The sequence below is a fragment of the Mesorhizobium sp. M7A.F.Ca.US.011.01.1.1 genome, assembly GCF_003998295.1.
Classification (GTDB): Bacteria; Pseudomonadota; Alphaproteobacteria; order Rhizobiales; family Rhizobiaceae; genus Mesorhizobium.
On sequence record NZ_RZRT01000061.1, the window covers coordinates 1 to 24,600 of the forward strand.

Sequence of the window (24,600 nt, forward strand, 5' to 3'; positions counted from 1 at the left end):
CCCCTACAACTTATCCCCCTCCACCTCCGTATCTCCCCCATGAACCTGATCTACGCCGCCCTTGCCTTCCTGATGGCGCTTGTGTTCGGCTTTGTCGGCGTCACCCGCGTGGGCTCATGGCTGATCGAGCGCCGCAATCCGCCGATCGGCGAGTTCGCCGACATCGACGGCGCCCGCATCCACTATGTCCATGTTCCGGCACCCGCCAATGCCGAGCTGCCGCCAATCGTCTTCATCCACGGCGCCAGCGCCAACCTCAGGGACCAGATGCTGCCGCTGCGCCCCTTGCTCGAAGGCCGCGCCGAAATGCTGTTCTTCGACCGGCCAGGCCATGGCTGGTCGGGTCGCGGCACCAACAACGAGACCCCGTCGGCGCAGGCCAACACCATTGCCGCACTGATGGACCATCTCGGCATCAAGAAGGCTGTCATCGTCGGCCATTCCTTCGGCGGCGTGGTGACATCGGCCTTTGGCCGGGAGCATCCAGACAAGACACTTGGACTGGTCTTCCTCGCACCGGCGACCCACCCATGGCCGGGCGGCGCAACCGCCTGGTACTACGATCTGACCACCATGCCAGTGCTCGGCTGGCTGTTTTCCGAGGCGCTGACCTATCCGGCCGGTACACTGCAGATGGCCGACGCCACCACCTGCGTTTTCTCGCCCAACAAGGTGCCCGACAATTATCTCAGAATGGCCTCTATCCCGCTGGTGCTGCGACCAACAGCCTTTCGTGCCAACGCCACCGATGTCGCCGGGCTCTATCGCTATGCCCTCGGTGCCGCACCGCGCTACAACGAGATCAAGGCGCCAACCGTGGTCATTTCAGGCGATCGCGACAAGGTGGTCTATGCACATATCCATTCGGTCGGCCTGGCGCGCGACATTGCCCGTGCCGAACTCGTCTGGGTGCACAATCTCGGTCACAAGCCAGACTGGATCGCGCCCGACCTGACCGTCGGCGCCATCGAGAAGGTCGCCGGGAAGAGTATAGACCTGCAGGCGATGGCAACGGCAGTGGAGGCGCGCATCGCTGGCGACGCCTACGGCGCCGGCAGATGCGCCGATATCAAGGTACCGCAGGCCGAACTCGCGCCGACCTGAAGCGGTCGCCTGAATCCGTTCAGAGGCGACACGCTTTGGGAATCTAGCGGCTGACTTGTGTGTCCGACCCGATATAGGCGATGCGCAGCATGTTGGTCGAACCCGGTGTCCGCAGCGGTACGCCCGCGGTGATGATGACGCGGTCGCCCGGCTTGCCGAAGCCTTCGTCGAAGGCGATGCGGCAGGCGCGATTGACCATGTCGTCGAGGTCGACGGCGTCGGGTGAGACGACGCAATGCGTGCCCCACAAAAGCGACAGCCGCCGCGCCGTGTTGAGGATCGGCGACAGCGCGATAACAGGCACTTGCGGCCGCTCGCGTGCGGCGCGCAGGCCTGTGGTGCCTGATGCGGTGTAGGTGATGATCGCCGCCAGCTTCAGCGTTTCGGCGATCTCGCGCGCGGCCAGCGAAATGGCATCGGCGCCAGTCGCCTCCGGCTCGGAGCGCTGGGCGTTGATGATGCCGGCATAGGTCGGATCGGTTTCGACCTTGGTGGCGATACGGTTCATCATTGCCACGGCCTCGACGGGATAGGCACCCGCCGCCGATTCCGCCGACAGCATGATGGCATCGGCGCCTTCGAAGACGGCGATCGAAACATCGGACACCTCGGCGCGGGTCGGCACCGGTGCCGTGATCATCGATTCCAGCATCTGCGTTGCAACCACCACCGGCTTGCCGGCGCGGCGTGCGGCGCGCGTGATCTGCTTCTGGATGCCGGGCACTGCCTCGAGCGGCATCTCGACGCCGAGATCGCCGCGGGCGACCATCAGCGCGTCGGACAATTCGATGATCTCGGCCAGCCGGGCGACGGCCTGCGGCTTTTCGATCTTGGCCATGATCAGCGCCCGGCCGCGTGCGATCTTGCGCGCTTCGGCCAAATCCTCCGGCCGCTGCACGAAGGACAGCGCCACCCAGTCGACGCCTGTGGCCAGCACGGCATCGAGGTCCTTGCGATCCTTCTCGGTCAGCGCGCCGACCGGGAGGTCGGTGTCGGGCAGGCTGACGCCCTTCTTGTCGGAAATGGTGGTGCCGGCGACGACGGTGCAGACGATCGACTTGCCGTCGCTCTTCACCGCCTTCAGCTCGAGCTTGCCATCGTCGATCAGCAGGCGATGGCCGGCTTCGACCGAGCTCAGAATTTCCGGATGCGGCAGATAGACCCTGGTCGAGGTGCCAGGCTCTGGATTGTCGTCGAGGGTGAAGGTCTGGCCTTGCGTCAGCACTTCCTTGCCGTTGGCGAACTTGCCGACGCGCAACTTCGGCCCTTGCAGATCGGCCAGGATGCCGATCGGCCGGCCAACCGCTTCCTCGACAGCGCGGATGCGTCCGACCAGCGTGCGCATCAGTTCATGGTCGGTATGGCTCATATTGATGCGGAACACATCGGCACCCGCTTCAAACAGTTTCTTCAGCATCTCCTCCGACGAGGAGGCCGGACCGATGGTGGCTAGGATCTTGACCTTGCGGCTACGTCTCATTGACTGTTTGTTCCCGGGGCGGCTGGAGCGCCTCCCGTTGTGGACTCATCGGTCAGCTGGACCATCCAGCTTGCCTGTTCGCCCGTGTCATATTCCTGGAATCCGGCGCGCTGAAAGCCCCGGGCGACGCAGTCGGTTACGCCGGCGATTTTGAACTCTTTTTCAGCCACGCACATGTTGATCGGGCCGTCCCAGCGTCCACCGCGTTCGGCGTCTTCTGCATAAAGATAGTAAAACCTTGATGACAGCGGCCCTTCGATCAGCGTCTTGCAACTCGATCCCTCGATGTGCCACCAGCCTTCGGTGATCCAGCCGGCCTTGGCGCGATAGCCGATGCCGACACCGACCAGGTTCTGCGTGGCGTTGCAGACGCGGAAATCGGCGCGCGCCGGCGAAGCCACGACCATGGCCGACAGGCCGATGGCAAGAGTGAGGAGCGGCATGGCAAAGGCAGAGCGCATGCGCTGCCCGCCGGCGGAACTCATCCGAAAACCCCTCAAAAACCACATCAGCATCTCTCTGCGCCCCTTTTCGGAAAAGTCCGGGCGCATGTCAACGCACCGTTTTGTTCCATTCCAATCGATTTAGAAAGGCTCCGGCGCACAATTCGCCGACTTGTGCCAGATTTCCCGGGAAACCTTGGCCAAACAACGGCATTGCGCAAGCGTCGTCTTCGTGGAATGACGATAGCACCCTCCCCGGAAGCCCGCGAACAGACCATTTCCCGCCAATGACCCGATCCACAGTTTTCGCGCCTTTCGACATCATCGAGGGCGACCGCAAGCGAGGCATCGTGCTGTTGGGCGATCATGCCCGCCGCGACCTGCCCGACGACTACGGCAGCCTCGGCCTGCCCTCAGCCGAGTTCGACCGCCACATCGCCTATGACATCGGCGTCGAGGCGGTGACGCGCGAACTGGCTGCCCTGCTCGGCGTGCCGGCGGTGCTTGCCAATTTTTCGCGGCTGCTGATCGATCCCAATCGCGGCGAAGACGACCCGACGCTCATTCGCCAGCTTTATGACGGCACTGTCGTACCTGGGAATTACCCCATCGCTGCCGATGAGCGCGAGAGGCGGCTCGACGGGTTCTACCGGCCCTATCACGACGCCGTCGGCGCCATGATCGCCTCGGTCGCACAGGCTTCCGCCCAGGTGCCCTTCATCTTTTCGGTGCATTCCTTCACCCCCGCCATGCAAGGAATCCAGCGTCCTTGGCACGTCGGGATCCTGTGGGACCTCGACGACCGCGTGGCGCGGCCGTTGATAGACATGCTGGCGCAGGACAAGAACCTCGTCGTCGGCGACAACGAACCCTATGACGGCGCGCTGCGCGGCGACACCATGTACAAGCACGCCATCGTCAACGGCTTCGCCCATGCGCTGATCGAGATCAGACAGGATCTGATATCGGACCAGAAGGGCGCGCTCGCCTGGGCCGAACGGCTGGCGCCGATCGTTGACGCGATCGACCGCCGTCCCGATATACATGTGGTGAAGATGTTCGGCTCGCGCACCGGGCCGCTATGACGGAGGTTTCGATGACCGAACTCAGCGACGAGCAGCAACGCGATTTCGAAGCGGCCGCCTTCCGCCGGCTGGTCGAGCATCTGCGCGAACGCAACGATGTGCAGAACATCGACCTGATGAATCTCGCCGGCTTCTGCCGCAACTGTCTGTCGAACTGGTATCGGGAGGCAGCCAATGCCGAGGGCGTCGATCTCACCAAGGATCAGTCGCGCGAGATCGTCTACGGCATGCCTTATGGGGAATGGCAGACGCTGAACCAGACCGAGGCCTCCGACGCCAAGAAGGCCGAATTCGAGGCAAGGCGCCCCAAGGACCATTAAGGCCGCCCCAGCGATCGCTCGAGGCCATGGCTCAAAAATGCTTCCCAAAAGAGCCTTGACTGAAAATTGAATCGATCTAATTTGCCGCGCGAAGCCATTTTCAGCGGGATTCGCCTCATGAACGCGTCAACTGCCAAGCTGACTGCCATTCGCGGACGATGGGCGCTCGCGGCCATTTTCCTCGCCAACGGCTTCCTGACGGGCAGCTGGGCGCCGCAGATTCCGGTGTTCCTGACTCGGCTGGAGATCTCGAAGTTCACGCTCGGCCTGCTGATACTCTTATTCGGCGTCGGTGCCGTCGTCGCGATGACCTGGTGCGGCCATTTGATCTCCAGACATGGCTCGCGCACCGTACTGCGCTGGTTCGCCCTGTGCGGCAGCCTCGGTCTGATGGTCGTGGCGCTGGCGCCCAACGTACCGCTGGCGGCCGCGGCCATGATCATCTTCGGCGGCTCGATCGGTGGCATGGACGTTGCCATGAATGCCAATGCCGTGGTGGTCGAACGGCGGCTCTCCCGCGCCGTCATGTCGTCCTCGCACGGCTTCTGGAGTCTCGGCGGCTTCGCCGGCGGCGGCCTCGGCGGCTTTGCCATCCAGCACTACGGCCACCTCGCTCACGCGGCGGCGGTAACGGTGTTTGCCTTCGCGGTGATCGCGGTGGCCGTTCGCCATCTCCTCACCGAAGACAGCCCGCAGGCAGCCGAGCACCACAAATTCGCACTGCCGGCAAACCCGCTGGTTTATCTGATCGGACTGATGGCGCTGCTGGCGATGATCTCCGAAGGCGCGGTGCTCGACTGGGCAGCCCTGTATCTGCGCCAGGAGCTCGGCGCCGATCTCGCCGTTGCCGGCCTCGCCTACGCCGGATTTTCGGGCGTCATGGCGATTACGCGGTTCTTCGGCGACGGCATACGCAATCGCTTCGGCGCGGTGACGACGCTGCGCGTGTCGGCCCTCGTAGCCGCGGTCGGCATGCTGGTGGCTGGCCTGGCGCCCTCGCCTTGGCTCGCCATTGCAGCTTTTGCCTTTTGCGGCTTCGGCATCGCCAATATGGTGCCAATCATCTTTTCGGCTGGCGGCAACCAGGAAGGCATGTCTTCCGGCACCGGCATGAGCGTGGTCACCACTATCGGATACTGCGGCATACTGGTGGCGCCGTCGGCGATCGGCTTCGTTGCCGAGCATTCCAGCTTCGGCCCGATCTTCATCACCATGTCGGGACTGCTGATCATCGTGTTGCTGATGGCCGGGCTCGCTCACCGCGCCGAATTCGCGCCAGCACCCGCCGAATAGCGTTTCAGCTCCTCGTGGAGAAAATCCACCACCCGGCGGATGCGCACGCTGGTACGCACGTCGCGATGCATCGCCAGCCACACCGGCAGAACTGGCAGCGGCAGATCTGGCAGAACCTTCTCTATCAAAGGATCCCTGTCGGCCAGCGGCTCCTGACCGAGGCCGATGCCGTTTCCCGCCCGCACCGCTTCCCACAAAACGATCTGGTTGTCGGCCCTGAAGCGGAAGCTGCTCCGGGTGACGGGGATGCCCAACTGGGTAAAGCCCCTGATGATCTCGTCGCCGCGGTCGAATCCGACCAGGTCGTGGTCGACAAGATCGGCAGGCTTCAGCGGACGGCCGCGCCTGTCGAGATAGGATTTGGCCGCGCAGGCGCAGAGCTCGATATCGCAGACCCTGCGTGCCATCAGCTCGTTCTGCGCCGGCTTGACCATGCGGATGGCGATGTCGGCATCTCGACGCAGCAGGTTCTCGACCTGGTTAGAGGCGACGATCTCGACCTCGATGCCGGGCTCCTCGATCCCCAGCCGCATCGTCATCTCAGGCAGGACATAGGCCGCCACCACCTCGCTGGCGGCGATGCGCACCGTGCCTTCGATGGCCTCTACCGAACCCAGCGCCAGCAGTGAGAAGGCGCTTGCCTGCTCGCTGACCGCCTTGCCGCGTTCGAACAGCGTGCTGCCGGCCTCCGTCAGTTCGTAGCCGTGCCGTCCTCGACGGAACAGCGTGACGCCCAGCGCCTGTTCCAACTCGCCGATGTGACGGCCAAGCGTCGGCTGGCTGGCCGAAAGCTTTCGCGCGGCGGCCGACAGGCTGCCGGATTCCGCCACGGCGACAAAGCTCTTGATCAAGTTCCAGTCGATTTCAGTCATTCATTTATGAATATCAGATCGCCATCTGTAGTCAATTTCCATGCGCGTTCGGAGCGACCATATTCCGGCTGCAGACACCAACACGGACTGCAAACACCCACCAGGAGAACTCAGATGACCAAGATCGCTCTCACCACTGCCGCCATCCTCATTTCCGTCAGCGCCGCTTTTGCCGGCAGCGACAAGTTTGGCTCGGACGACGCCAGCCAGCCGGCTGTCACCAGCACCGACAACACGACCACCGCTTCGATCCACAGCCCGTATGCGGCCGTCCGGCAGCCGGTCACGCAAGGCAGCAACCGCGACCTCTTCGGCAGCCGCTGATCTCGATCGCGCTTGTCGCTGATCCCGATCGCGCCTCCCGACCGACCACGCAAACCCAACCCAGGAGTGCTTCCAATGACCAAGATCGCAATTCTAGGCGCCAGTGGCCGGCTCGGCCGCGTGGTCGCCAAGGCCTTCATCGACGCAGGCTACGAGGTCCGCGCCGTGACCCGCAACGGCAAACTGCCAACTGAACTTGAAGGCGCTACGGCCGTTGCCGGTGACGCGCTCGACCGGGAAGCGCTGATCCGCGCCACGGAAGGTGTCGACATCATCTTCAACGGCCTCAACCCGATCTACACCGAATGGGTCAAGTGCCTGCCGATCGCCGAGAATGTCATGGCCGCTTGCCATGCCAACAACGCACTGCATCTCTTTCCCGGGACCGTATACAATTATGGGTCGCCGATGCCGGAGGTGATCACGGAAGACACGCCGTTCCGCCCGACGACCGACAAGGGGCGCATCCGCGTCGCCATGGAGGACCTGTTTCACCGCGAGGCCGAAGCACACCGCGTCCGCACCATCATTTTGCGGGCCGGCGACTTCTTTGGCGGCACCGGCAGCGGCTCGTGGTTCGACTTGGTCGTCGCTGCCAAGATCAACAAGGGTATCTATACGGCGCCCGGCCCGGTCGACCTCGTGCATGAATGGGCCTACCTACCGGATTTGGCCAGGGCTTTCGTCGGACTGGCGCAGAACCTGGACAAGCTCGGCGCCTATGAAGCCTTCAACTTCCCCGGCCATCCCGTCACCGACCTGGAGATCAAGGCAGCCGCGGAGAAGGCGCTTGGGCGTCCGCTCAAGATGACCTCGATGGCCTGGTGGGTGCTGCGCGCCGGTAGCCCGTTCGTGGCGATGTGGCGTGAGATCGTGTCGATGTCCTATCTGCGCTTCGAACCGCACCAACTGGCGTCGGCAAGGCTGGAAGGCATCATCGGCGCGATCCCCCACACGCCGCTGGATCAGGCCGTCACTGAAGCTCTCGGGGATATCGGCATTGCCACCGTGACCGGCGTTGCGAAAGCTGCCTGACGTCCGCGATGGCGGGCGATGCTCCTCCGCACATTGACAATCTCCGCGAATTGAGAGGGCGCCTCAGAGCCGTCCCATCAACAGCAGCACCATAAGCACCACCAGCACCACGCCGACAATACCCGACGGCCCATAGCCCCAGGAGCGTGAATGCGGCCAGGCCGGCACCGCGCCGATGAGGATAAGGACCAGGACGATGATGACGATGGTGGTGATCGGCATGAGAACCCCGCAGTTCGACGTTTCGCCCAAGAACAATGCAAAAGGCCGCCCGGTTGTTCCGGACGGCCTTTTGCGGTCAAATCGGATTGGTCTATTCGGCGGCTTTCGGAAAGGCGATACCCGGCTCTGCTCCGACATCCTGCCCCTGCGCATCGGTCGAGGAAATCTCGCCCTTGCCGCGCCGGAACAGCCGGCTGATCAAGCCGCGCCGCGCTCCCGGCTTGACCTTGGCGCGGGTGAACACCATCAGCATCGACGGCGTTACCACCAGTGTTAGCACCGTGGCGAAGGACAGGCCGAAGACGATCGCCGACGACAGCGAAATCCACCATTGCGTCGACGGCGCGTTGATCGTCGTCTCGTGATGGAAGATTTCCAACCCGAGGCCGAAGGCGATCGGCAGCACGCCGAGAATGGCCGAAACAGCCGTCAGCACCACCGGACGGGCGCGCTCGCGGCAAGTCTGCAGCACCGCCTCGACCTTGTCCCAGCCTTCTTCACGGAGCCGGTCATACGTGTCGATCAGCACGATGTTGTTGTTCACCACCACGCCGGCCAGAGCGATGACGCCGATGCCCGACATGACGATACCGAACGTCTCGCCTGTTATCAGCAGCCCGAGAAACACGCCGATCGTCGCCATGACCACGCAGGACAGCACCAGCCAGACGCTGGTGAACTTGTTGAACTGCGCCAAGAGCACCAGGAAGATCAGGAAGATCGCCGCCCCAAAGGCCTTGCTGAGGAAGGCGCTGGCTTCGGCGCTGTCCTCGTTCGAGCCGGCCAGCTTCCAGCGGATGCCGCTGCCGAGATCCATATCGGCGACGGCCTTGGTGACCTGCTCCTGCACAGCCGCGACCTGGGCGCCGGCGGCGACGTTGGCCTGGACAACCACCGTACGCGCGCCGTCGATGCGGTTGAGGATGCCGACCGTCGGCTCGGGCTTGCGCACGACGAAGTTCGAGATCGGCACCGAGCCTTGTGAGGTCTGCACCCTGAGTTCGTCGAGCGTCGACAGCGTGCGCCGGTCTTCGGGCAGCCGCAGCCTTATGTCAACCGCGTCGTCGGCTCCGGCAGGCCGGTATTCCGAGAGCTTCAGCCCGTTGGTCACCAGCTGCACCACCGTGCCGACCGAGGTTGGGCTGATGCCGTACTGCGCCGCCTTGGCACGGTCGACCTCGAGCGCCCAGTCGACACCGGGCGGCGGCAGGCCGTCGGAAATATCGATGACTCCGGGCACCTTGCCGATGCGCGCCGCGACCTCACGGGCCTTGTCGTCGAGCCCCTTGGGGTCGACGGCCGAAAGCCTGATCTGGATCGGCTTGCCGGTCGGCGGACCGGCTTCCGGCACGCGCACCTCGACATCGACGCCGGGAATGCCGGCCATGACGCCGCGCAGATCATCCAGGATGTGGTTCGCCGACTTGCGCTCGCGCCAGTCGATGAATTCGTACTGGATGACGCCGACGACGTCTTCGGGAACGTCCTGGCCGCCGCCTTGCGTCTTGCCGACGCGGGTGTAGACCGACTTCACGCCTGGCCAGCCGAGCAGCCTGTCTTCCGCGATCTTGGTCGCGGTATCCATTTCGGCCAGCGAAAGATTGCCGCGCGCATGCACGTAGAGCAGGCCGTAATCCGGCTCGACATTCGGGAAGAACTCGACGCCGGCGCCGTATTTCGAATAGGCAAAGCCGACGCCGAACAAGAGCGCGACGGTCAGCACCATCACGGTGATGGGGAAGCGCACCGCCTGCTTGACGATCGCCATGTACCAGCCGTCGCGATTGTCATCCTCATGATGCGGCGGCGCCTTGGCGAAGATCGCACCCAGCGTCGGCGCGAAGACAAGCGCATAGAGCATCGAGGCCGACAGGGTGACGATCAGCGTGATCGGCATGTACTTCATGAAGTCGCCGATGATGCCCGGCCAGAACAGTAGCGGCGAGAAGGCGGCGATGCGGGTCATCGTCGCGGCGATGACCGGACCGGCCATGCGCTTGGCGGCGAGCGCGAAGGCTTCCTCCTTCGGCATGCCTTCGCTCATTCGCCGTTCGGCGAACTCGGTGACGATGATGGCGTCGTCGACCAGCATGCCGACGGCCAGGATCAGGCTGAACAGCACGATCATGTTGATCGTGTAGCCCATCATCGCCAGCAGCAGGATGCCGATCAGGAAGGACGACGGAATCGCAAGCCCGATGAGCAGCGAGGCGCGGCCGGACAGCGCGTAGAGGATGACGATGAACACCAGGATGACGGCGATCATCACATGGTTCTGCAGGTCGCCGAGCAGCTGGTTGACGAAGACCGACTTGTCCTGCGTGTAGGTGACGTTCATGCCCTCGGGCATGGACTTGACGAACTCGTCGGACACCGCCCGCACCTTGGCGATGGTGTCGATCAGGTTGGAGCCGATGCGCTTCTTGACTTCGATGGCGATGGCCGGCTTGCCGTTGAGGCGGGTCACCGTTTCGGCATCCTTGAAGGTCGAGCGGATCGTCGCGATGTCCTTGGCCTGCACCACGGCATTGGGGCCGGCGACCACCGGCAGTGCGGCGACGTCCTCCGGCGTTTCGATCAGCGACGGCACCTTGACGGCGTATTTGCCCTCCGAGCCTTCGATGTTGCCGGCGGCGACCAGGCTGTTGGAGTTGCCGACCGCACCGATCAACTGATCGAGCTGCAATCCATAGGAAGACAGCTTCATCGGATCGATGACGACCTCGACGAGATCGTCGCGCGCACCCTGCAGCGAGCCCTCGAGAACACCGGGAACCTCCTCGATGCGGTCGCGCAGTTCACGTGCGGCGGCGGTCAGCACGCGTTCGGGCAGATTTCCCGAGAGCGTGACGACGAGCACGGGAAATTCGGAAATGTTGACTTCGGTGACGACGGGTTCTTCCGCCGCCTGCGGCAGGTCGGCCTTGGCGTCCTGTACCTTGCTGCGCGTGTCCTGCAGCGCGGTGGCCAGATTGGTCTGCGGCTGGAACTCGACCAGCACGTAGCCGCCGCCCTGGAAGGCGGCCGAACGCATCTCCTTGAGGCCCTTCAGGCTTTTCAGCTTGCTTTCCATCGGCCGCAGCAGAAGCCGCTCCGAATCCTCGGGCGAAATGCCCTGATAGATCAGGCTGACATACATCATCGGAATCGGAACGTCGGGCTCCGCTTCCTTCGGCGTCGACTGGTATGCGACCGCGCCGGCAAGGATGAGGAACACCAGCACCGAGATGGTCAGGCGGGCATTGTTGATTGCGAGTCTGACGATATCCATGGCTAACGCCTGTTTCTTGAATCTTCAGGGGCTGCGTCGCAGCCGATTGTCCCCGCCCAGGGCTAGCGTGTCGCGACCTGCGCTACGCTACTGGGTGCCGGTCGTCGCCTCGCCGATCAGCTTCTTGATGGTCGCCTGGTCGGCCTCGACCGGGTTGACCAGATCGCCTTCCTTCACCAGTTCCTGGCCGGCGACGATGATGCGGGCGTCGGCCGGTATGCCGCCAAGGACGAGGCCGGTCGGCGTGTCGTCGACGAGGTCGATGGGGAAGAACGCCACCTTGTTGTCCTTGCCGACGGCACGGATGCCGAGGTCGCCCTTGTCGCCGAGCGTCACAACCGAGCGCGGCAGCAGCACCGCGTCGGTCGGCTGTGCGTTGAGCGCGATTTCCGCCGTCATGCCGGCCGGCACCGAGCCGTCGGCATTGGGGACGGCAACCTCGACGCGGAAGGTGCGGGTCGCCGACGAGGCGTCGCGGCTGATGTAGCGCACGGTGCCTTCGACCGTCTGGCCGCTGACCAGCCGTATGGTGGCCTTGTCGCCGAGCTTGAGATAGCCGAGATCGCGCTCGCTGACTTCGCCACGGGCAATCACCGGATCGAGCTTGAGGATGGTTGCCACCTCGCCGCCTTGCATGACGGAACTGCCAAGTTCCACCGGCACCCGGTCGATAACGCCGTCGAAAGGCGCCTTCACCTCGTTGCGGTCGAGTTCGGCCTGTGCCGTTTCCAGCAGCGACTGCGCCGAGGTCAGGTTCGAGCGCGCGGTGTCGAGCTGCAGCTTCGGCAGATTGCCGGTCTTCATCAGCCGCAAGGCTGCGTCCAGCTCGGCCTGGCGCTGCACCACCAATTGCTTGGCGTTGTCGACCATCGAGATCTTTTCTTCCGCCGCAAGCATCAGCACCAGATCCCCCGTCTTGACGTGATCGCCTTGCTTGACAGGCAGCTTGTCGATGACACCGGCGACGCGCGTCGCCAGCACCGCCCGCTTGTCGGCTTCGGTCAGCCCGGAAATGCGGATGGCGCGTGCATAGGTCTTGCGTGGCGGCGTCACCACCGCGACGGTGCGCAGCGGTGCCTTAGGCTCGGCTTCCGCCGTCTTCGGCTTGCTTGCGTCCGGCGCCTTGGCCTGTTCGGCTTCGGCTGCCTTGGCTTTGTTGGCGGCTACGCTGCCGACCGACGAAAACTCGCCTGTCGCCATCCACGCCGCGAAACCAATGAGCACAACAACGGCTGCAAGCTTGTGAAACCTGATTCTCATCGTCGTTTTTTCCACTGCGGGTTCGGCCAGCGTCCTCATAACGCGGGCGCGTCGCCGATATGGGTGCGCGCCGAGCCGTGTTCAATTTGCCGTGATCGGCGAAGCGCGCTTCTACATCAAAGTTGCACCGCAATATAGTCTGAAAGTTGCAAGATCATTGCGCCGGCGGACAAGATGCGCCGGCCGCTGCCCAGTTTTCGATCGCTTGATAGGTTGCTTCGGCGGAGCCCGGGGCTGGTTCACGACCCGATCCCGGCGCCCAGCCCCAGGCAACCAGTCTGTCGTCGCGAACATGCACCGCGACGTCCTTCAAGCTGCGGTTGCCGTTGCGCAGGGGATCCTTGATCTGGGCGCAGATTTCGGCCGAGGATTTGCCGAACCAAGCCATCTCGGCTGGCGCCAGATGCCAGTTCTCGGCCCCGGGCGGACCGTGCAATGCCTTGGAATTGCTGAAGAAATGGCAAGTCATGCAACGCAGGCCCGGATTGCCGAAGCCCGACCCGTCAGCACCGCGCTGGACATTGAAGGCGTGCACGCGCGTGCCGCCGTAATGCGCACCCGACCAGCGCGGCCGCTCGTCCGCGACATGACAGTCGGCGCAGCGCGGATGCGAGAACACCGCATAGACCTTGTCCCATTCGGACAGGCCTTTCGCCGCGTCGACGGTCGCCGGCGCCGGCGTCTGGCTCTCTTGCGCGATCGCAAACGGTGCTGCGAGCATAAGCATGGCAGCAGGCGTCAGCATGATGACGAGCTTCTTCATGCGAAGGCCACTGTTTTCGACAGCGGCAGCGTGCGGATGCGCTTTCCGGTCAGCGCGAAGATGGCGTTGGCGAGCGCCGGAGCCGCCGGCGGCGTGCCGACCTCGCCGACGCCGCCCATCTTGTGGAAGTTTTCCAGGATAGCGACTTCGAAGACCGGGCACTGGAAGATCCGCATGGCATCGAAATCGTGGAAATTCGACTGTTCGACCATGCCGTCGGCGAAGGTGATTTCCTGCCCCATCGCCGCCGAAAGACCGTAGATGGCCGCCGAGATCAACTGCGCCTCGATGATGCCGGGGTCGAGCGCGGTGCCGACATCGGCGGCGATCCACACCTTCTCGATACGGATGCCGGCCGGCGTGTCCGCCACCTGGACGATCTCGCCGACCCAACTGCCGAAGGACAGCGTGAAGGCCATGCCCCTGGCCTTGCCGGCGGGCAGCGCCTCGCCCCATTTCGCCATCGCGGCAACTTTCTCCACCACCTTCACCGCCGGAGGATAGGCGGCCATCAGTCTCTTGCGCATCTCGACCGGATCGACTTTGCCGGCAACGGCGATCTCGTCCATGAGGCCTTCATGGAAGAAGCCGTTGACCGAACTGCCGACCGAGCGCCAGGAGCCGACAGGGATGGAGACCGGCGCCGCGATACCGCTGACCCGGTAGTTCGGAATGGTGTAGGGCTGGTCATAGGCACCGTCGACGATGCTCTTGTCGGGACCGAGCGGCGATATCGAAGGAAACAGCCGGCGCAGCATGCCGGCAATCACCGATGGCGAGGCCATCCTCATGTCGACGGCGACCGGCATGCCATCGTCGCCGAGCCGCGCCTGGAACTTGCCGATAGCGGCCGGCCGGTAGGCGTCGTGGCGCATGTCTTCTTCACGCGTCCAGGTCACCTTGATCGGGCGCCCGCCCGTCTCCTTCGCCATCAGCGCGGCGCACAGCGCGTAATCAACCTCGACGCGCCGGCCGAAACCGCCGCCCATGAAGGTGGTGTGCACGGCGATCTTGTCCTGCTCGATGCCGACCGCGTTGGCGCAAAGCTGCCGCACCAGGGTCGGCGACTGGTTGCCGCACCAGATGTCGAGCGCGCCGTCCCTGAGCTGCGCCGTGGCGTTCATCGGCTCCATCGTCGCATGCGCCAGATAGGGCACCGCATAGTCGGCCTCGACGATCCTTTCACGCGGCGCGTCGGCAAAGGCGGTGTCGACGTCGCCATTGTCGCGCATCACCGACCCCTTGGTGCCGAGCGCCTGCTTCAGGACATCTGAAATAGCGGCGCTGCTGAGCGGGTATTCGGGATCGGACCACTGGGCATCGATCGCCTCGGCCGCCTTGAATGCCGCCCATGTGTTGTCGGCGATGATGCCGAAGCCATGGCCGTAATTCGTCTCCAGCGGCACGATCTTGATCACACCGGGCATTTTCTCGGCTTTCGAGAGGTCCGCCTTGATCGGCGCCGACCAGAAGCGCGGGCTCATCTTGACCGTGCCGTAGACCATGTCCGGCAGCCTGACATCGATGCCGAAGATCGGCGCCCCGGTCACCTTGGCCAGCATGTCGATGCGCTTTTGCGGCTTTCCCAGCAGTTTCCAGTCGGCCCGGTCCTTGAGCCTGACTTCGGCCGGCGGCGCCATCGCGGCGGCGGCCGCGGCGACCGCGCCATAGGTCAGCGACTTGCCGGACGCTTTGTGCAGGATCGAACCGTCGGCCGTTTCCAGATCGGCGGCGGCGACACCGAGTTTTTGCGCCGCAGCCGCGATCAGCATCTGCCGGGCGACTGCACCCGCTTGCCGCATCTTGTCAAAACCGTCGCGTGTCGAAGCCGAACCACCGGTGCCCTGCAGGGCAAGGAACTTGCCGACCACACCGAGACCCGAGCGCACCGCCTGCGCGGTCATGCTCTCGTCGAAGAAGGCGAACGGACCGCCCTCTTCGAGGATCGCGGCGTTGTAATAGGCATGGGAGGCGGGGCCGTGCTCGACCTTGACCCGGTCGAGGCTCACATTGAGTTCTTCGGCGACCATGACGGCGAGCGTCGTCGAAATGCCTTGCCCCATCTCGGCCCGCGGCGCGACGATGGTGATGGTGTTGTCGGCGCCGATCTTCACATAGGGGTTGAAGGTCGCCTCGCCCTTGCCGAGCTCGGCCTCGAGCGGGTTCGGAAAAGGCTTGCGATAATAGTAGTAGCCGACGGCAACGCCGCCCGCGACGGCGGCAGCGCCGATCAGAAACGTGCGGCGGGCGATCTTTCCGACACTGGCCATGGTCAGAGCCCCGCCGTCTTGAGCGCCGCGGCCTTCTTGATGGCCGAGCGGATTTTGGGATAGGTGCCGCAGCGGCAGAGATTGCCGCCCATGGCGTTGTCGATATCGGCGTCGCTTGGGTTGGCGACTTCGTCGAGCAGCGCCACCGCGCTCATGATCTGGCCGGCCTGGCAGTAGCCGCATTGCGCGACCTGTTCCTCCAGCCATACCTGCTGCACCGGATGCAGTCTGCCTGCTGTGCCGATGCCTTCAATGGTCGTGACAGCGCCACTGACCTGCCCAACCGGGAGTGAGCAGGAACGCACCGGCTGACCATCCACATGCACCGTGCAGGCGCCGCAGGCGGCGATGCCGCAGCCGAATTTCGGCCCGGTCTTGCCAATGAGATCGCGCAGCGCCCACAGCAGCGGCATGTCAGGATCGGCATCGATATCGAATGGCTGACCGTCGACGGTAAGGCGCATGGGGATACCCTTTGTTGTCGTCCACTGCCAAGGGCGAAGCGTCCTCTCGACCGTTTCGCCCAATACAGATTGACAAATTTCGTCATTTTGTCAAATAGGATTTTGCAGGATAGAATTGCTCCATGAACCAGATCGAAGACATCGCCGCCACAGATCCCAAACGCGTCCGTATCCTGGATGGCGCGATGAAGGTGTTTTTGGCCTATGGCTTCACCCGCACCACCATGGACGACATCGCCCGCGCCGCAGACATGTCGCGCCCGGCGCTCTATCTCTTGTTCAAGAACAAGACCGACATTTTCCGCGCCATCGCCATGATGATCCTGTCGCGCTCGGTCGAGGCGGCAAAGATTGCCCTATCCGGCGGTGGCCCTTTCACCGAGCGCATGATGCGGGCCATCGACGAGGCATTCATCTCGATGATGGGCGCGGTTGTTGCCTCGCCGCACGGCGCCGAACTGCTGGACATGAAATCGAGCCTTGGCGATCTGGTCGGCTGCTGGCGCGGCGGGCTTGGCGAACATATTGCCGCCGCGATCCAGGGGGAGGCAGCCAGGAACGGCGTCGACCTGGCGGCCAGGGGCCTGTCGGCGCAACTGCTCGCCGACATGCTGCTCGACGGGCTGGAAGGCATGAAGGCGCGGATCAGAGATCCGGAGGGACAGCGGCAGGCGGCCGCTGCCCTGATCAGGGTGATCGACCTGACCTTGAAAGCTCGATGAAACCAGCTGTATCGGGTTTCAGTTCAGGCCCGACGGCGAACCACCTCCGGATTTTTGCGCACAGCGAGGAATTCCTTGACCCGCCGGCCGGGTGCCGGACCGCGCACCGGCTTGAAGCCGTCATCGAGTTCGCCGGAGAGATCGAGCGTCGGTCGCTTGCCGACGGCGTCGTAATTCTCTTCCAGCCAGTCGCTGGCGGCTGTGCGGCCGAGGTCTCTGAGATAGGTCAGGAACGCCCATTCGGCATTGACCTTCGATGACGCCGACAGGTCCTTGAACGCCTCGTCGGCATCGATGCGGTGCATGCGGATGTCGCGATATTCGCCATGCGGCAGACGGCCGGCGGCGATCAGTTCCTTGACGAAGGCGATCGAGCGGAATTCGCGCAGCAGCCCGGCGTTGAAGGTGATCTCGTCGATGCGGTTCTGGATCTCGTTGGCGCTCCTTGGCGTTCCCTCCCGCACCACCGGATTGATCTGCACTAGGAGCACATCCTCGGTCGCCGCGGTCTTGAAAAACGGATAGAGCGCCGGGTTGCCGCCATAGCCGCCGTCCCAGTAGGGCACGCCCTTGATCTCGACGGCGCGGAACAATTGCGGCAGACAGGCCGAAGCCATCACAACGTCGAGGTCGATCTCGCCGTCGGAAAAAACGCGCAACTGTCCGGTCTCGACATTGGTCGCCGAGATGAACAGTTCCATCGACTTGCAGGCGCGGACATTGTCGAAATCGATCTCCTGCTCCACCACGTCGCGCAGCGGGTTAAGGCCGAGCGGATTGGCGACGTAGGGCGAGAACACCCGCGACATGGTGTCGAAGAAGACATAGCCAGGCGTATTCTCGATCGACCAGTTGCCCCAGGCGACATCCCACGGCATGCGCTGCACTGGGCTGAACCGGCCCTTGGCCGCCACCGCGCGCCAGAAATCCTCGAGTTTTTGCCGCGCGCCATCGACCCCGCCGCGGACGAAGCCGTCGGCCAGCGCCACCGCGTTCATGGCGCCGGCGCTGGTACCGGACACTGCCGATATCTCCAGCCTGCCGTCCTCCAGCAGCCGGTCAAGCACACCCCAGGAAAAAGCGCCGTGCGAGCCGCCGCCCTGAAGCGCGATATTGATCTTCTTCGTCTCCTCCGCCTTGCCGTTTTTGGTCATGGCGTCGTCCTTGATCTGTCCCTTTGGGTAGATGAGAAAATTTCGGGCCTCACGCGGCGGTCCAGCCGCCGTCGACCGAGAGATGCGTGCCGTTGACCTGCGCCGCCGCGTCCGAACACAGGAACACCGCCGCTGCCGCGATCTGCTCCACCGTGACGAATTCCTTGGTCGGCTGCTTGTCCAGCATGACCTCACGGATGACGGTCTCGCGGTCCATCTGATGGGCTTTCATCTGGTCGGGGATCTGCGCCTCGACCAGCGGCGTCAGCACATAGCCCGGGCAGATGGCGTTGCAGGTGATTTTTTCGCGCGCCAGTTCGAGCGCGACGGTCTTCGTCAATCCCATGATGCCGTGCTTGGCCGAGACATAGGCCGACTTGAACGGCGACGCGACCAGGCCGTGTGCCGAGGCGATGTTGACGATCCGCCCGCCGCCGGCATTTTTCATCAGCGGAATGGCGGCTGCAATGGTGTGGAATGCCGACGACAGGTTGATGGCGATGATGGCGTCCCATTTCTCGATCGGGAACTCTTCCACCGGCGCGACATGCTGGATGCCGGCATTATTGACGAGGATATCGACCGAACCGAATGTTTCGGCCGCCTTGGCGACAAGCGCCCGGCATTCCGCCGGTTTCGACATATCGGCCTTGATGTAGGCGGTCTTCACTCCATACTGTTTGGCAATCGCGTCGGCGATGGCGTAGTCGGCCGCCGTGTCGGAGAAGGAATTGACGACGACGTTATGGCCTTCGGCCGCCAACGCCTTGGCGATGGCCAGGCCGATGCCAGAGGTAGAGCCTGTGACTACAGCGGTTTTTCTGGCGGCCATGGGCGGAATCCTCTGGTTTCGGCAAGAATGCATCTATGTTGCAGTGCAGCATATATGCTCAATACGACGCAATAACAGCGGCCAGAATTTTTCGGGGAGATGAAATTTTCGTCATGAGCGGCCACACGGCCGCTCACCAGGAGGATATCGTTTGGATCGCCGGTCGCTCGCTAGGCGCCGATAAGCCTCAGGCGACGAGATCCGGCACCGGCCCGACATAGCGCGACTGCGGGCGGATCAGCCGCCCGGTCGTCTGCTGCTCGCGCGCATGCGCGATCCAGCCGGCGACGCGCCCGGCGGCAAAGACATTGCTGAAGGCTTGTGGCGGAAAACCCGCCGCCTCCAGGAGCAGCGCGGTGTAGAACTCGACATTGGTCTGCAGCGAGCGCGACGGCTTGGCGATCCGCAGCACGTCGAGCGCTGCCTGTTCCACTGTCTCCGCGAATGCCAGCCGGCGGCCGGTTTCGCCCTCGCCGCCGAGTTGCCGCACGACGGACTTCAGCACATCGGCGCGCGGATCGCGCACGCGGTAGATGCGGTGGCCGAAGCCCATGATGCGCCTGCCGTGCGCGATCTCCTCGCGAAGCCAGCCGGCGGCGTCGCCATGCACCTGGATCGCATCCAGCATCTCGATCACCGGACCGGGCGCCCCGCCATGCAGTGGCCCCTTGAGTGCGCCGAGCCCGGCCAGCACGGAGGATGTCAGGCCGGCCTGCGTCGAGGCCACCACGCGCGTCGCAAAGGTCGATGCATTGAGACCATGGTCGCAGACGGTCACCAGATAGGTGTCGAGCGCCTTCGCCAGTGCTGGGGAGGCGGCGTTGCCGCTCAGCATCCTCAACATGTCGGCGGCATGATGGGCGCGGCTGTCCGGCGCGATCGGCTGCTCGCCGCGCTGCAGGCGCAGCAGGGCCGGCGTCAGCACGGCGGGCGCTGCGATGAGCAGCAAGGCGTTCGTCGATGTGTCGCCGTCCGGCAGCAGCGCCATGCCGGCGCGCATGGCGCTGTAGACATCGAGCGACGCCAGCCGGGGCAACGAGGGCAATAGTCGCTCGAACACGTCCGCACGTGCCTGGCCCAGCGCACCCGTCAGCTTCGCGTCGGCGGGAAGGTCGTCGAAGAAGCCGTCGAGCAGCAGGCGCATCACCTGAGCATAGTCCCAGCGGCCGGCCAGCTCGGGCAGCGAATGACCTCGGATCGTCAGACGGCCGCCAAGACCATCCACATCGGAAAGCACGGTTTCCGCCGCCACCACGTCATCGAGCCCATTCGCCATAGCCTGTCTCCTTGAAGCATTTCCGGATCGGAGATAGAGATGGGCAACGTTTCCATCAATCTTGATCAATAGAATCAATATCAGGGTTCGATATGTCCGAGTGGTTGTCCAGGGAAGAAGCGCTGGAGAGGCTCAAGGTGCGGGCGCAGACGCTGTACGCCTATGTCAGCCGTGGGCGCATCGGCATGCGGCCCGACCGCGCCGATCCGCGCCGCAGCCAGTATCGTGCCGACGATATAGAAGCGCTGGCAACGCGGAGGGCGCGCGGACGGAGCCCATCAGCCATCGCTGAAAGCGCCATTGCCTGGGGCGAGCCCTCGATCGCAACGGCGATCTCGACCGTCTCGCACGGTCGGCTCATCTATCGCGGGCAGGACGCCGCGGTGCTCTCCGGGCACGCCACACTGGAAGAAGCCGCCGCAGTTCTCTGGGCTCTGCCGGAACCGGTGGCTTTCGAAGCACCATTGCCGGACGCACCCCATCAAGCTGGCCGGGCTGCGGCCTTTGCGCGACTTGCCGTGCTTGCCGGCCAGGGGCGCCCATCGCTTGGGCGCAGCGCCGCCTCGCTGCATGCCGACGCCGCGCACGCGGTCGGCGTGCTGGCCGGCGCGCTGGGCGCACCGGCAGGACCGGATCCCGTCCATCAGCGGCTGGCACAGGCCTGGTCGGTGGACGCCAGCGGCGCCGATGCGATCCGCCGCGCGCTTGTCCTGCTTGCCGATCATGAACTGAACGCGTCCACCTTCGCTGCGCGCGTCGCAGCCTCGACCGGCGCGCCGCTGGCCGCCTGCCTGCTGGCTGGGCTCGCGACGCTGTCCGGTCCTCGCCATGGCGGCGCCGGCGAGGCGGTGATGCAACTGGCCGAGGATGCGGCGCGGCATGGCGCCGATGCGGCGATTCGGCGCTGGCTCAGCCATGACCGGCCGCTGCCGGGGTTCGGTCATCAGCTCTATCCCGACGGCGACCCCCGAGGGGCAGCGCTTCTGTCGGTGATCGAGGTTGACGGCACACTATCGTCGCTGCGCGACGCTGCCTTTGCGGCGACCGGCGCGCTTCCCAACATCGACTTTGGGCTGGCCGCGCTGACGCGCAGTCTTGGCTTGCCGCGCGATACGCCGTTCCGCCTGTTTGCGCTCGCACGCAGCGTCGGCTGGGCAGCGCACACGGTCGAACAGATAACAAGCCGAAGTGTCATCAGGCCGCGCGGCCGCTATGAGGGCGTGCTGCCGTAAGATCGCAAGAGCGCTAAGCTCAGGACATCGTGTCGAGCTTGCGCTGCATGGCCGCGATCTGGTCCTTCAGTTCCTGAAGATCGTCGGGCTTGTCAGGTGTTTCCTTCCTGGCCGGCTCGGGCGACGGCGCAGCGGCCGGCGCGGTGCCGGCGGGCGGGAACGGCGTGAACAGCCGCATCGCATTCTGGAACATTTCCATGTTGCGGCGTGTCTGTTCCTCCAGCGCTTTGATCGGCGTGGTGATCTTCATCATGTCGAGCGGCGACTTGCCGATCGCCCCCTTCATCTGCTCGCGAAAGCGCTCCTGCTCCTTGGAAAAGGCGAGCATCGACTGTTCGAGGAAGCTCGGCACGATCATCTGCATCTGGTCGCCGTAATAAGCGATGAGCTGGCGCAGGAACGGGATCGGCAGCATGTTTTGCCCGTCCTTGTTCTCCAGTTCGAAGATGATCTGGGTCAGCACCGGATGCGTGATGTCGTCGCCGGTCTTGGCGTCCTGGACGGTGAACTCCTCGCCCTTCTTGACCATCTCGGCGAGGTCCTCGAGCGTCACATAGGTGCTGGTGCCGGTGTTGTAGAGGCGGCGATTGGCGTATTTCTTGATGATGATCGGATCGTCTTTAGCGGCCATCTACATCCTCCCGGGGACACCGGCGCGCCTCTGAGCAAGCCGCCGATAACGATTGTGCCTTTTTTTTGAGGATATGCGCAAAAGCTTCACAATTCCAAGCAGTTTGTGCAGTGCGGGATCACTAAATGCTGCATAGCAGGCAAAATATGCTGCGCAGCAATGGACGAATGGCCGCCATGGCAAGGCACGACCTGCTTGCGGCGCATGGGCGCCCTGCCCATTTCCGGTTTGACTTGGGGTTGGGAAAGGGCAAGAAAAGTCCCTAACGACAGAACGACACCCTTGAAGTCTGGAGAAGAAAATGTCCGCTTCCATCGTCATTGCCAGCGCGGCGCGCACGCCGGTCGGCTCCTTCAACGGCGCCTTTGCCGCCACCCCGGCGCATGAGCTCGGTGCCGTCGTCATCAGGGAATTGCTGTCACGTGCCGGTGTCGAACCAGGCGAGGTCGACGAGGTCATCCTCGGCCAGGTGCTGACCGCCGCGCAAGGCCAGAACCCGGCCCGCCAGGCATCGATCAATGCTGGCTTGCCCAAGGAAACCACAGCCTGGGGCCTCAATCAGGTTTGCGGCTCGGGCCTGCGTGCCATTGCGCTCGGCATGCAGCAGATCGCCACCGGCGATGCCAAGGTCATCGTCGCCGGCGGCCAGGAATCGATGTCGCTTTCGACCCATGCCCAGCACCTGCGCGCCGGCGTCAAGATGGGTGACTTCAAGTTGATCGACACCATGATCAAGGACGGGCTGTGGGATGCCTTCAACGGTTATCACATGGGCAACACCGCCGAAAACGTGGCACGTCAGTTCCAGATCACCCGCGAAGACCAGGATCAGTTTGCGCTGGCTTCGCAGAACAAGGCCGAGGCCGCGCAAAAGGCCGGCAAGTTCAAGGACGAGATCGTCGCCGTCACACTCAAGGGCAAGAAGGGCGACACCATTGTCGACCAGGACGAATACATCCGCCATGGCGCCACGCTCGACGCCATGACCAAGCTGAAGCCGGCCTTTGACAAGGACGGCACGGTGACCGCCGCCAACGCCTCCGGCATCAATGACGGTGCCGCCGGCGCGCTGCTGATGAGCGAGGCGGAAGCGGTGAGGCGCGGCATCACCCCGCTGGCACGCATCGTGTCCTGGGCAACCGCCGGCGTCGATCCGCAGATCATGGGCACCGGCCCGATCCCAGCATCGCGCAAGGCCTTGGAAAAGGCCGGCTGGTCGGTCGGCGATCTCGACCTGGTCGAGGCCAACGAGGCCTTTGCCGCGCAGGCCTGCGCCGTCAACAAGGACATGGGCTGGGACCCCTCGGTCGTCAACGTCAATGGCGGCGCCATCGCCATCGGCCACCCAATCGGTGCTTCCGGCGCCCGTGTCTTCAACACGCTGGTCTTCGAGATGCGCCGGCGCGGCGCCAAGAAGGGTCTCGCTACCCTGTGCATCGGCGGCGGCATGGGCGTCGCCATGTGCATCGAAGCACTCTGAAGAACTCACCAACCGGGCGGCGCGAGCCGCCCGTTCTGTATCCAGTGCCTGCCAAGCCCGACAACAGGGCGGTATCAAAAAAAGGGGAAATGCATGACCAAGGTAGCAATCGTCACAGGCGGATCGCGCGGCATCGGCGCGGCGATCTCGATCGCATTGAAGACCGTCGGCTATTCGGTTGCCGCGAACTACGCCGGCAATGACGCCGCAGCGGCGAAATTCAAGGCCGAGACCGGCATTCCGGTCTACAAATGGTCGGTCGCCGACTATGATGCCTGCGCCGCCGGCATCAAGCAGGTCGAGGCCGATCTCGGCCCGGTCTCGGTGCTGGTCAACAATGCCGGCATCACCCGCGACGCCATGTTCCACAAGATCACGCGCGAGCAGTGGAAAGAGGTCATCGACACTAACCTGTCCGGCGTCTTCAACATGACGCATCCGCTGTGGAGCGGCATGCGCGACCGCAAGTTCGGCCGCGTCATCACCATCTCGTCGATCAACGGCCAGAAAGGCCAGGCCGGCCAGGTCAACTATTCCGCCGCGAAGGCCGGCGACATCGGTTTCAGCAAAGCTCTCGCTCAGGAGGGAGCTCGCGCAGGCATCACCGTCAACGTCATCTGCCCTGGCTACATCGCCACCGAGATGGTCAAGGCGATCGACGAGAGGGTGCTCAACGACCGCATCATCCCGCAAATCCCCGTCGGCCGCCTCGGCGAACCGGAAGAGATCGCGCGCTGCGTCGTCTTCCTCGCATCCGAAGATGCCGGCTTCATCACCGGCTCGACCATCACGGCCAACGGTGGCCAATACTTCGCCTGACGTGGCGATGTAGGAGATCGACGGGCCGGCACACCGGCCCGTTTCCGGCACGGTCCTTTGACGTGCTCGCGACCGTAGCTGACCCAATTCGGCACGCGAAGGTTAACAGCCGGCAGCAGCCCTGTGCAAAAGCTCCCTGGCAACCTGTGGATTCTCGGTGGATAAACTGTTCACAACACAAGATATTGGGGTGAACAAATCGGGAAAATTACGCCATCGCCGATTCGTTCCGGTTATGAGCTGAGCGT

General features: G+C 64.0%; 23 protein-coding genes. 10 read left to right on the forward strand and 13 right to left on the reverse strand.

Annotation, left to right across the window (positions count from 1 at the left end; genetic code table 11):
• The first annotated feature begins 39 nt into the window (after positions 1-39).
• The gene (locus tag EOA13_RS31050) at positions 40-1,104 is read left to right on the forward strand and encodes an alpha/beta hydrolase (RefSeq protein WP_127297222.1); all 1,065 of its coding nucleotides are present in this window, start codon (positions 40-42) and stop codon (positions 1,102-1,104) included.
• A gap of 43 nt (positions 1,105-1,147) precedes the next feature.
• On the opposite strand, the gene pyk is transcribed toward EOA13_RS31050, so the two are convergent.
• Together pyk and EOA13_RS31060 are read right to left on the reverse strand one after the other, a co-directional pair.
• Positions 1,148-2,584, reverse strand: coding sequence for a pyruvate kinase (gene pyk / locus EOA13_RS31055; RefSeq protein WP_023810921.1), 1,437 nt, complete (start codon positions 2,582-2,584; stop codon positions 1,148-1,150).
• Positions 2,581-3,069, reverse strand: a complete 489-nt coding sequence (locus tag EOA13_RS31060) for a DUF1036 domain-containing protein (protein ID WP_127260459.1) — start codon at positions 3,067-3,069, stop codon at positions 2,581-2,583. Before EOA13_RS31060 ends, pyk begins: the two co-directional genes overlap by 4 nt.
• A 245-nt stretch (positions 3,070-3,314) precedes the next feature.
• On the opposite strand from EOA13_RS31060, the gene EOA13_RS31065 reads away from it, so the two are divergent.
• The 3 genes from EOA13_RS31065 (at position 3,315) to EOA13_RS31075 (ending at position 5,725) form a co-directional block, all read left to right on the forward strand.
• Positions 3,315-4,112 (forward strand): N-formylglutamate amidohydrolase, encoded by a 798-nt coding sequence (locus EOA13_RS31065; protein ID WP_127297223.1) that lies wholly within the window; start codon positions 3,315-3,317, stop codon positions 4,110-4,112.
• Between the two features lie 11 nt (positions 4,113-4,123).
• On the forward strand, positions 4,124-4,432 hold the full coding sequence (locus EOA13_RS31070) for a DUF1244 domain-containing protein (protein WP_127297224.1): 309 nt from the start codon (positions 4,124-4,126) through the stop codon (positions 4,430-4,432).
• Positions 4,433-4,549: 117 nt separating this feature from the next.
• A complete protein-coding gene (locus EOA13_RS31075) occupies positions 4,550-5,725 on the forward strand; it encodes an MFS transporter (RefSeq protein WP_127297225.1) in 1,176 nt (391 codons plus the stop codon).
• Here EOA13_RS31075 and EOA13_RS31080 read toward each other — a convergent pair.
• Entirely contained in the window at positions 5,689-6,597 is a 909-nt protein-coding gene (locus EOA13_RS31080; RefSeq protein ID WP_127297226.1) for a LysR family transcriptional regulator, read from the reverse strand. The genes EOA13_RS31075 and EOA13_RS31080 overlap by 37 nt on opposite strands.
• Before the next feature lie 114 nt (positions 6,598-6,711).
• Here EOA13_RS31080 and EOA13_RS31085 point away from each other — a divergent pair, with 114 nt between their 5' ends.
• Positions 6,712-6,921 carry a DUF680 domain-containing protein gene (locus EOA13_RS31085; RefSeq protein WP_127297227.1) on the forward strand — a complete coding sequence of 70 codons (210 nt, stop codon included), beginning with the start codon at positions 6,712-6,714 and terminating at the stop codon, positions 6,919-6,921.
• A 75-nt stretch (positions 6,922-6,996) separates the two neighbouring features.
• Entirely contained in the window at positions 6,997-7,956 is a 960-nt protein-coding gene (locus EOA13_RS31090; RefSeq protein ID WP_127297228.1) for an SDR family oxidoreductase, read from the forward strand.
• A 63-nt stretch (positions 7,957-8,019) separates the two neighbouring features.
• Here the strand turns inward: EOA13_RS31090 and EOA13_RS31095 are convergent, their stop codons facing one another.
• The 6 genes from EOA13_RS31095 to EOA13_RS31120 form a co-directional block, all read right to left on the reverse strand.
• The gene (locus tag EOA13_RS31095; RefSeq protein ID WP_023810914.1) at positions 8,020-8,178 is read right to left on the reverse strand and encodes a DUF3309 family protein; all 159 of its coding nucleotides are present in this window, start codon (positions 8,176-8,178) and stop codon (positions 8,020-8,022) included.
• Positions 8,179-8,269: 91 nt separating this feature from the next.
• Positions 8,270-11,449: an efflux RND transporter permease subunit gene (locus tag EOA13_RS31100; protein WP_127297229.1), complete on the reverse strand. Its 3,180-nt coding sequence runs from the start codon at positions 11,447-11,449 to the stop codon at positions 8,270-8,272.
• 87 nt (positions 11,450-11,536) lie between these two features.
• Positions 11,537-12,709, reverse strand: a complete 1,173-nt coding sequence (locus tag EOA13_RS31105) for an efflux RND transporter periplasmic adaptor subunit (RefSeq protein WP_127297230.1) — start codon at positions 12,707-12,709, stop codon at positions 11,537-11,539.
• 154 nt (positions 12,710-12,863) lie between these two features.
• Positions 12,864-13,472: a hypothetical protein gene (locus tag EOA13_RS31110; RefSeq protein WP_127297231.1), complete on the reverse strand. Its 609-nt coding sequence runs from the start codon at positions 13,470-13,472 to the stop codon at positions 12,864-12,866.
• Positions 13,469-15,742 carry a xanthine dehydrogenase family protein molybdopterin-binding subunit gene (locus EOA13_RS31115; RefSeq protein WP_127297232.1) on the reverse strand — a complete coding sequence of 758 codons (2,274 nt, stop codon included), beginning with the start codon at positions 15,740-15,742 and terminating at the stop codon, positions 13,469-13,471. Before EOA13_RS31115 ends, EOA13_RS31110 begins: the two co-directional genes overlap by 4 nt.
• 2 nt (positions 15,743-15,744) lie before the next feature.
• Entirely contained in the window at positions 15,745-16,206 is a 462-nt protein-coding gene (locus tag EOA13_RS31120) for a (2Fe-2S)-binding protein (RefSeq protein ID WP_127297233.1), read from the reverse strand.
• Positions 16,207-16,328: 122 nt separating this feature from the next.
• Between EOA13_RS31120 and EOA13_RS31125 the strand changes: the two genes are divergently transcribed.
• Positions 16,329-16,928, forward strand: a complete 600-nt coding sequence (locus EOA13_RS31125) for a TetR/AcrR family transcriptional regulator (protein ID WP_127297234.1) — start codon at positions 16,329-16,331, stop codon at positions 16,926-16,928.
• Positions 16,929-16,951: 23 nt separating this feature from the next.
• Here the strand turns inward: EOA13_RS31125 and EOA13_RS31130 are convergent, their stop codons facing one another.
• From EOA13_RS31130 to EOA13_RS31140, 3 genes are all read right to left on the reverse strand, one after another.
• Complete coding sequence (locus EOA13_RS31130) at positions 16,952-18,082, reverse strand: patatin-like phospholipase family protein (protein WP_127297235.1); 1,131 nt, start codon at positions 18,080-18,082, stop codon at positions 16,952-16,954.
• Between the two features lie 49 nt (positions 18,083-18,131).
• On the reverse strand, positions 18,132-18,923 hold the full coding sequence (locus tag EOA13_RS31135; RefSeq protein ID WP_164780450.1) for a 3-hydroxybutyrate dehydrogenase: 792 nt from the start codon (positions 18,921-18,923) through the stop codon (positions 18,132-18,134).
• A gap of 178 nt (positions 18,924-19,101) precedes the next feature.
• Positions 19,102-20,190 (reverse strand): citrate synthase/methylcitrate synthase, encoded by a 1,089-nt coding sequence (locus EOA13_RS31140; RefSeq protein WP_127297237.1) that lies wholly within the window; start codon positions 20,188-20,190, stop codon positions 19,102-19,104.
• Between the two features lie 92 nt (positions 20,191-20,282).
• Between EOA13_RS31140 and EOA13_RS31145 the strand changes: the two genes are divergently transcribed.
• On the forward strand, positions 20,283-21,422 hold the full coding sequence (locus EOA13_RS31145; RefSeq protein ID WP_127297238.1) for a citrate synthase: 1,140 nt from the start codon (positions 20,283-20,285) through the stop codon (positions 21,420-21,422).
• 19 nt (positions 21,423-21,441) lie between these two features.
• Here the strand turns inward: EOA13_RS31145 and phaR are convergent, their stop codons facing one another.
• On the reverse strand, positions 21,442-22,053 hold the full coding sequence (gene phaR, locus EOA13_RS31150) for a polyhydroxyalkanoate synthesis repressor PhaR (RefSeq protein ID WP_023814312.1): 612 nt from the start codon (positions 22,051-22,053) through the stop codon (positions 21,442-21,444).
• A gap of 301 nt (positions 22,054-22,354) precedes the next feature.
• On the opposite strand from phaR, the gene EOA13_RS31155 reads away from it, so the two are divergent.
• Positions 22,355-23,533 (forward strand): acetyl-CoA C-acetyltransferase, encoded by a 1,179-nt coding sequence (locus EOA13_RS31155; RefSeq protein WP_127297239.1) that lies wholly within the window; start codon positions 22,355-22,357, stop codon positions 23,531-23,533.
• Positions 23,534-23,626: 93 nt separating this feature from the next.
• Positions 23,627-24,352: an acetoacetyl-CoA reductase gene (gene phbB, locus EOA13_RS31160; protein ID WP_127297240.1), complete on the forward strand. Its 726-nt coding sequence runs from the start codon at positions 23,627-23,629 to the stop codon at positions 24,350-24,352.
• The last annotated feature ends 248 nt before the right edge of the window (positions 24,353-24,600 follow it).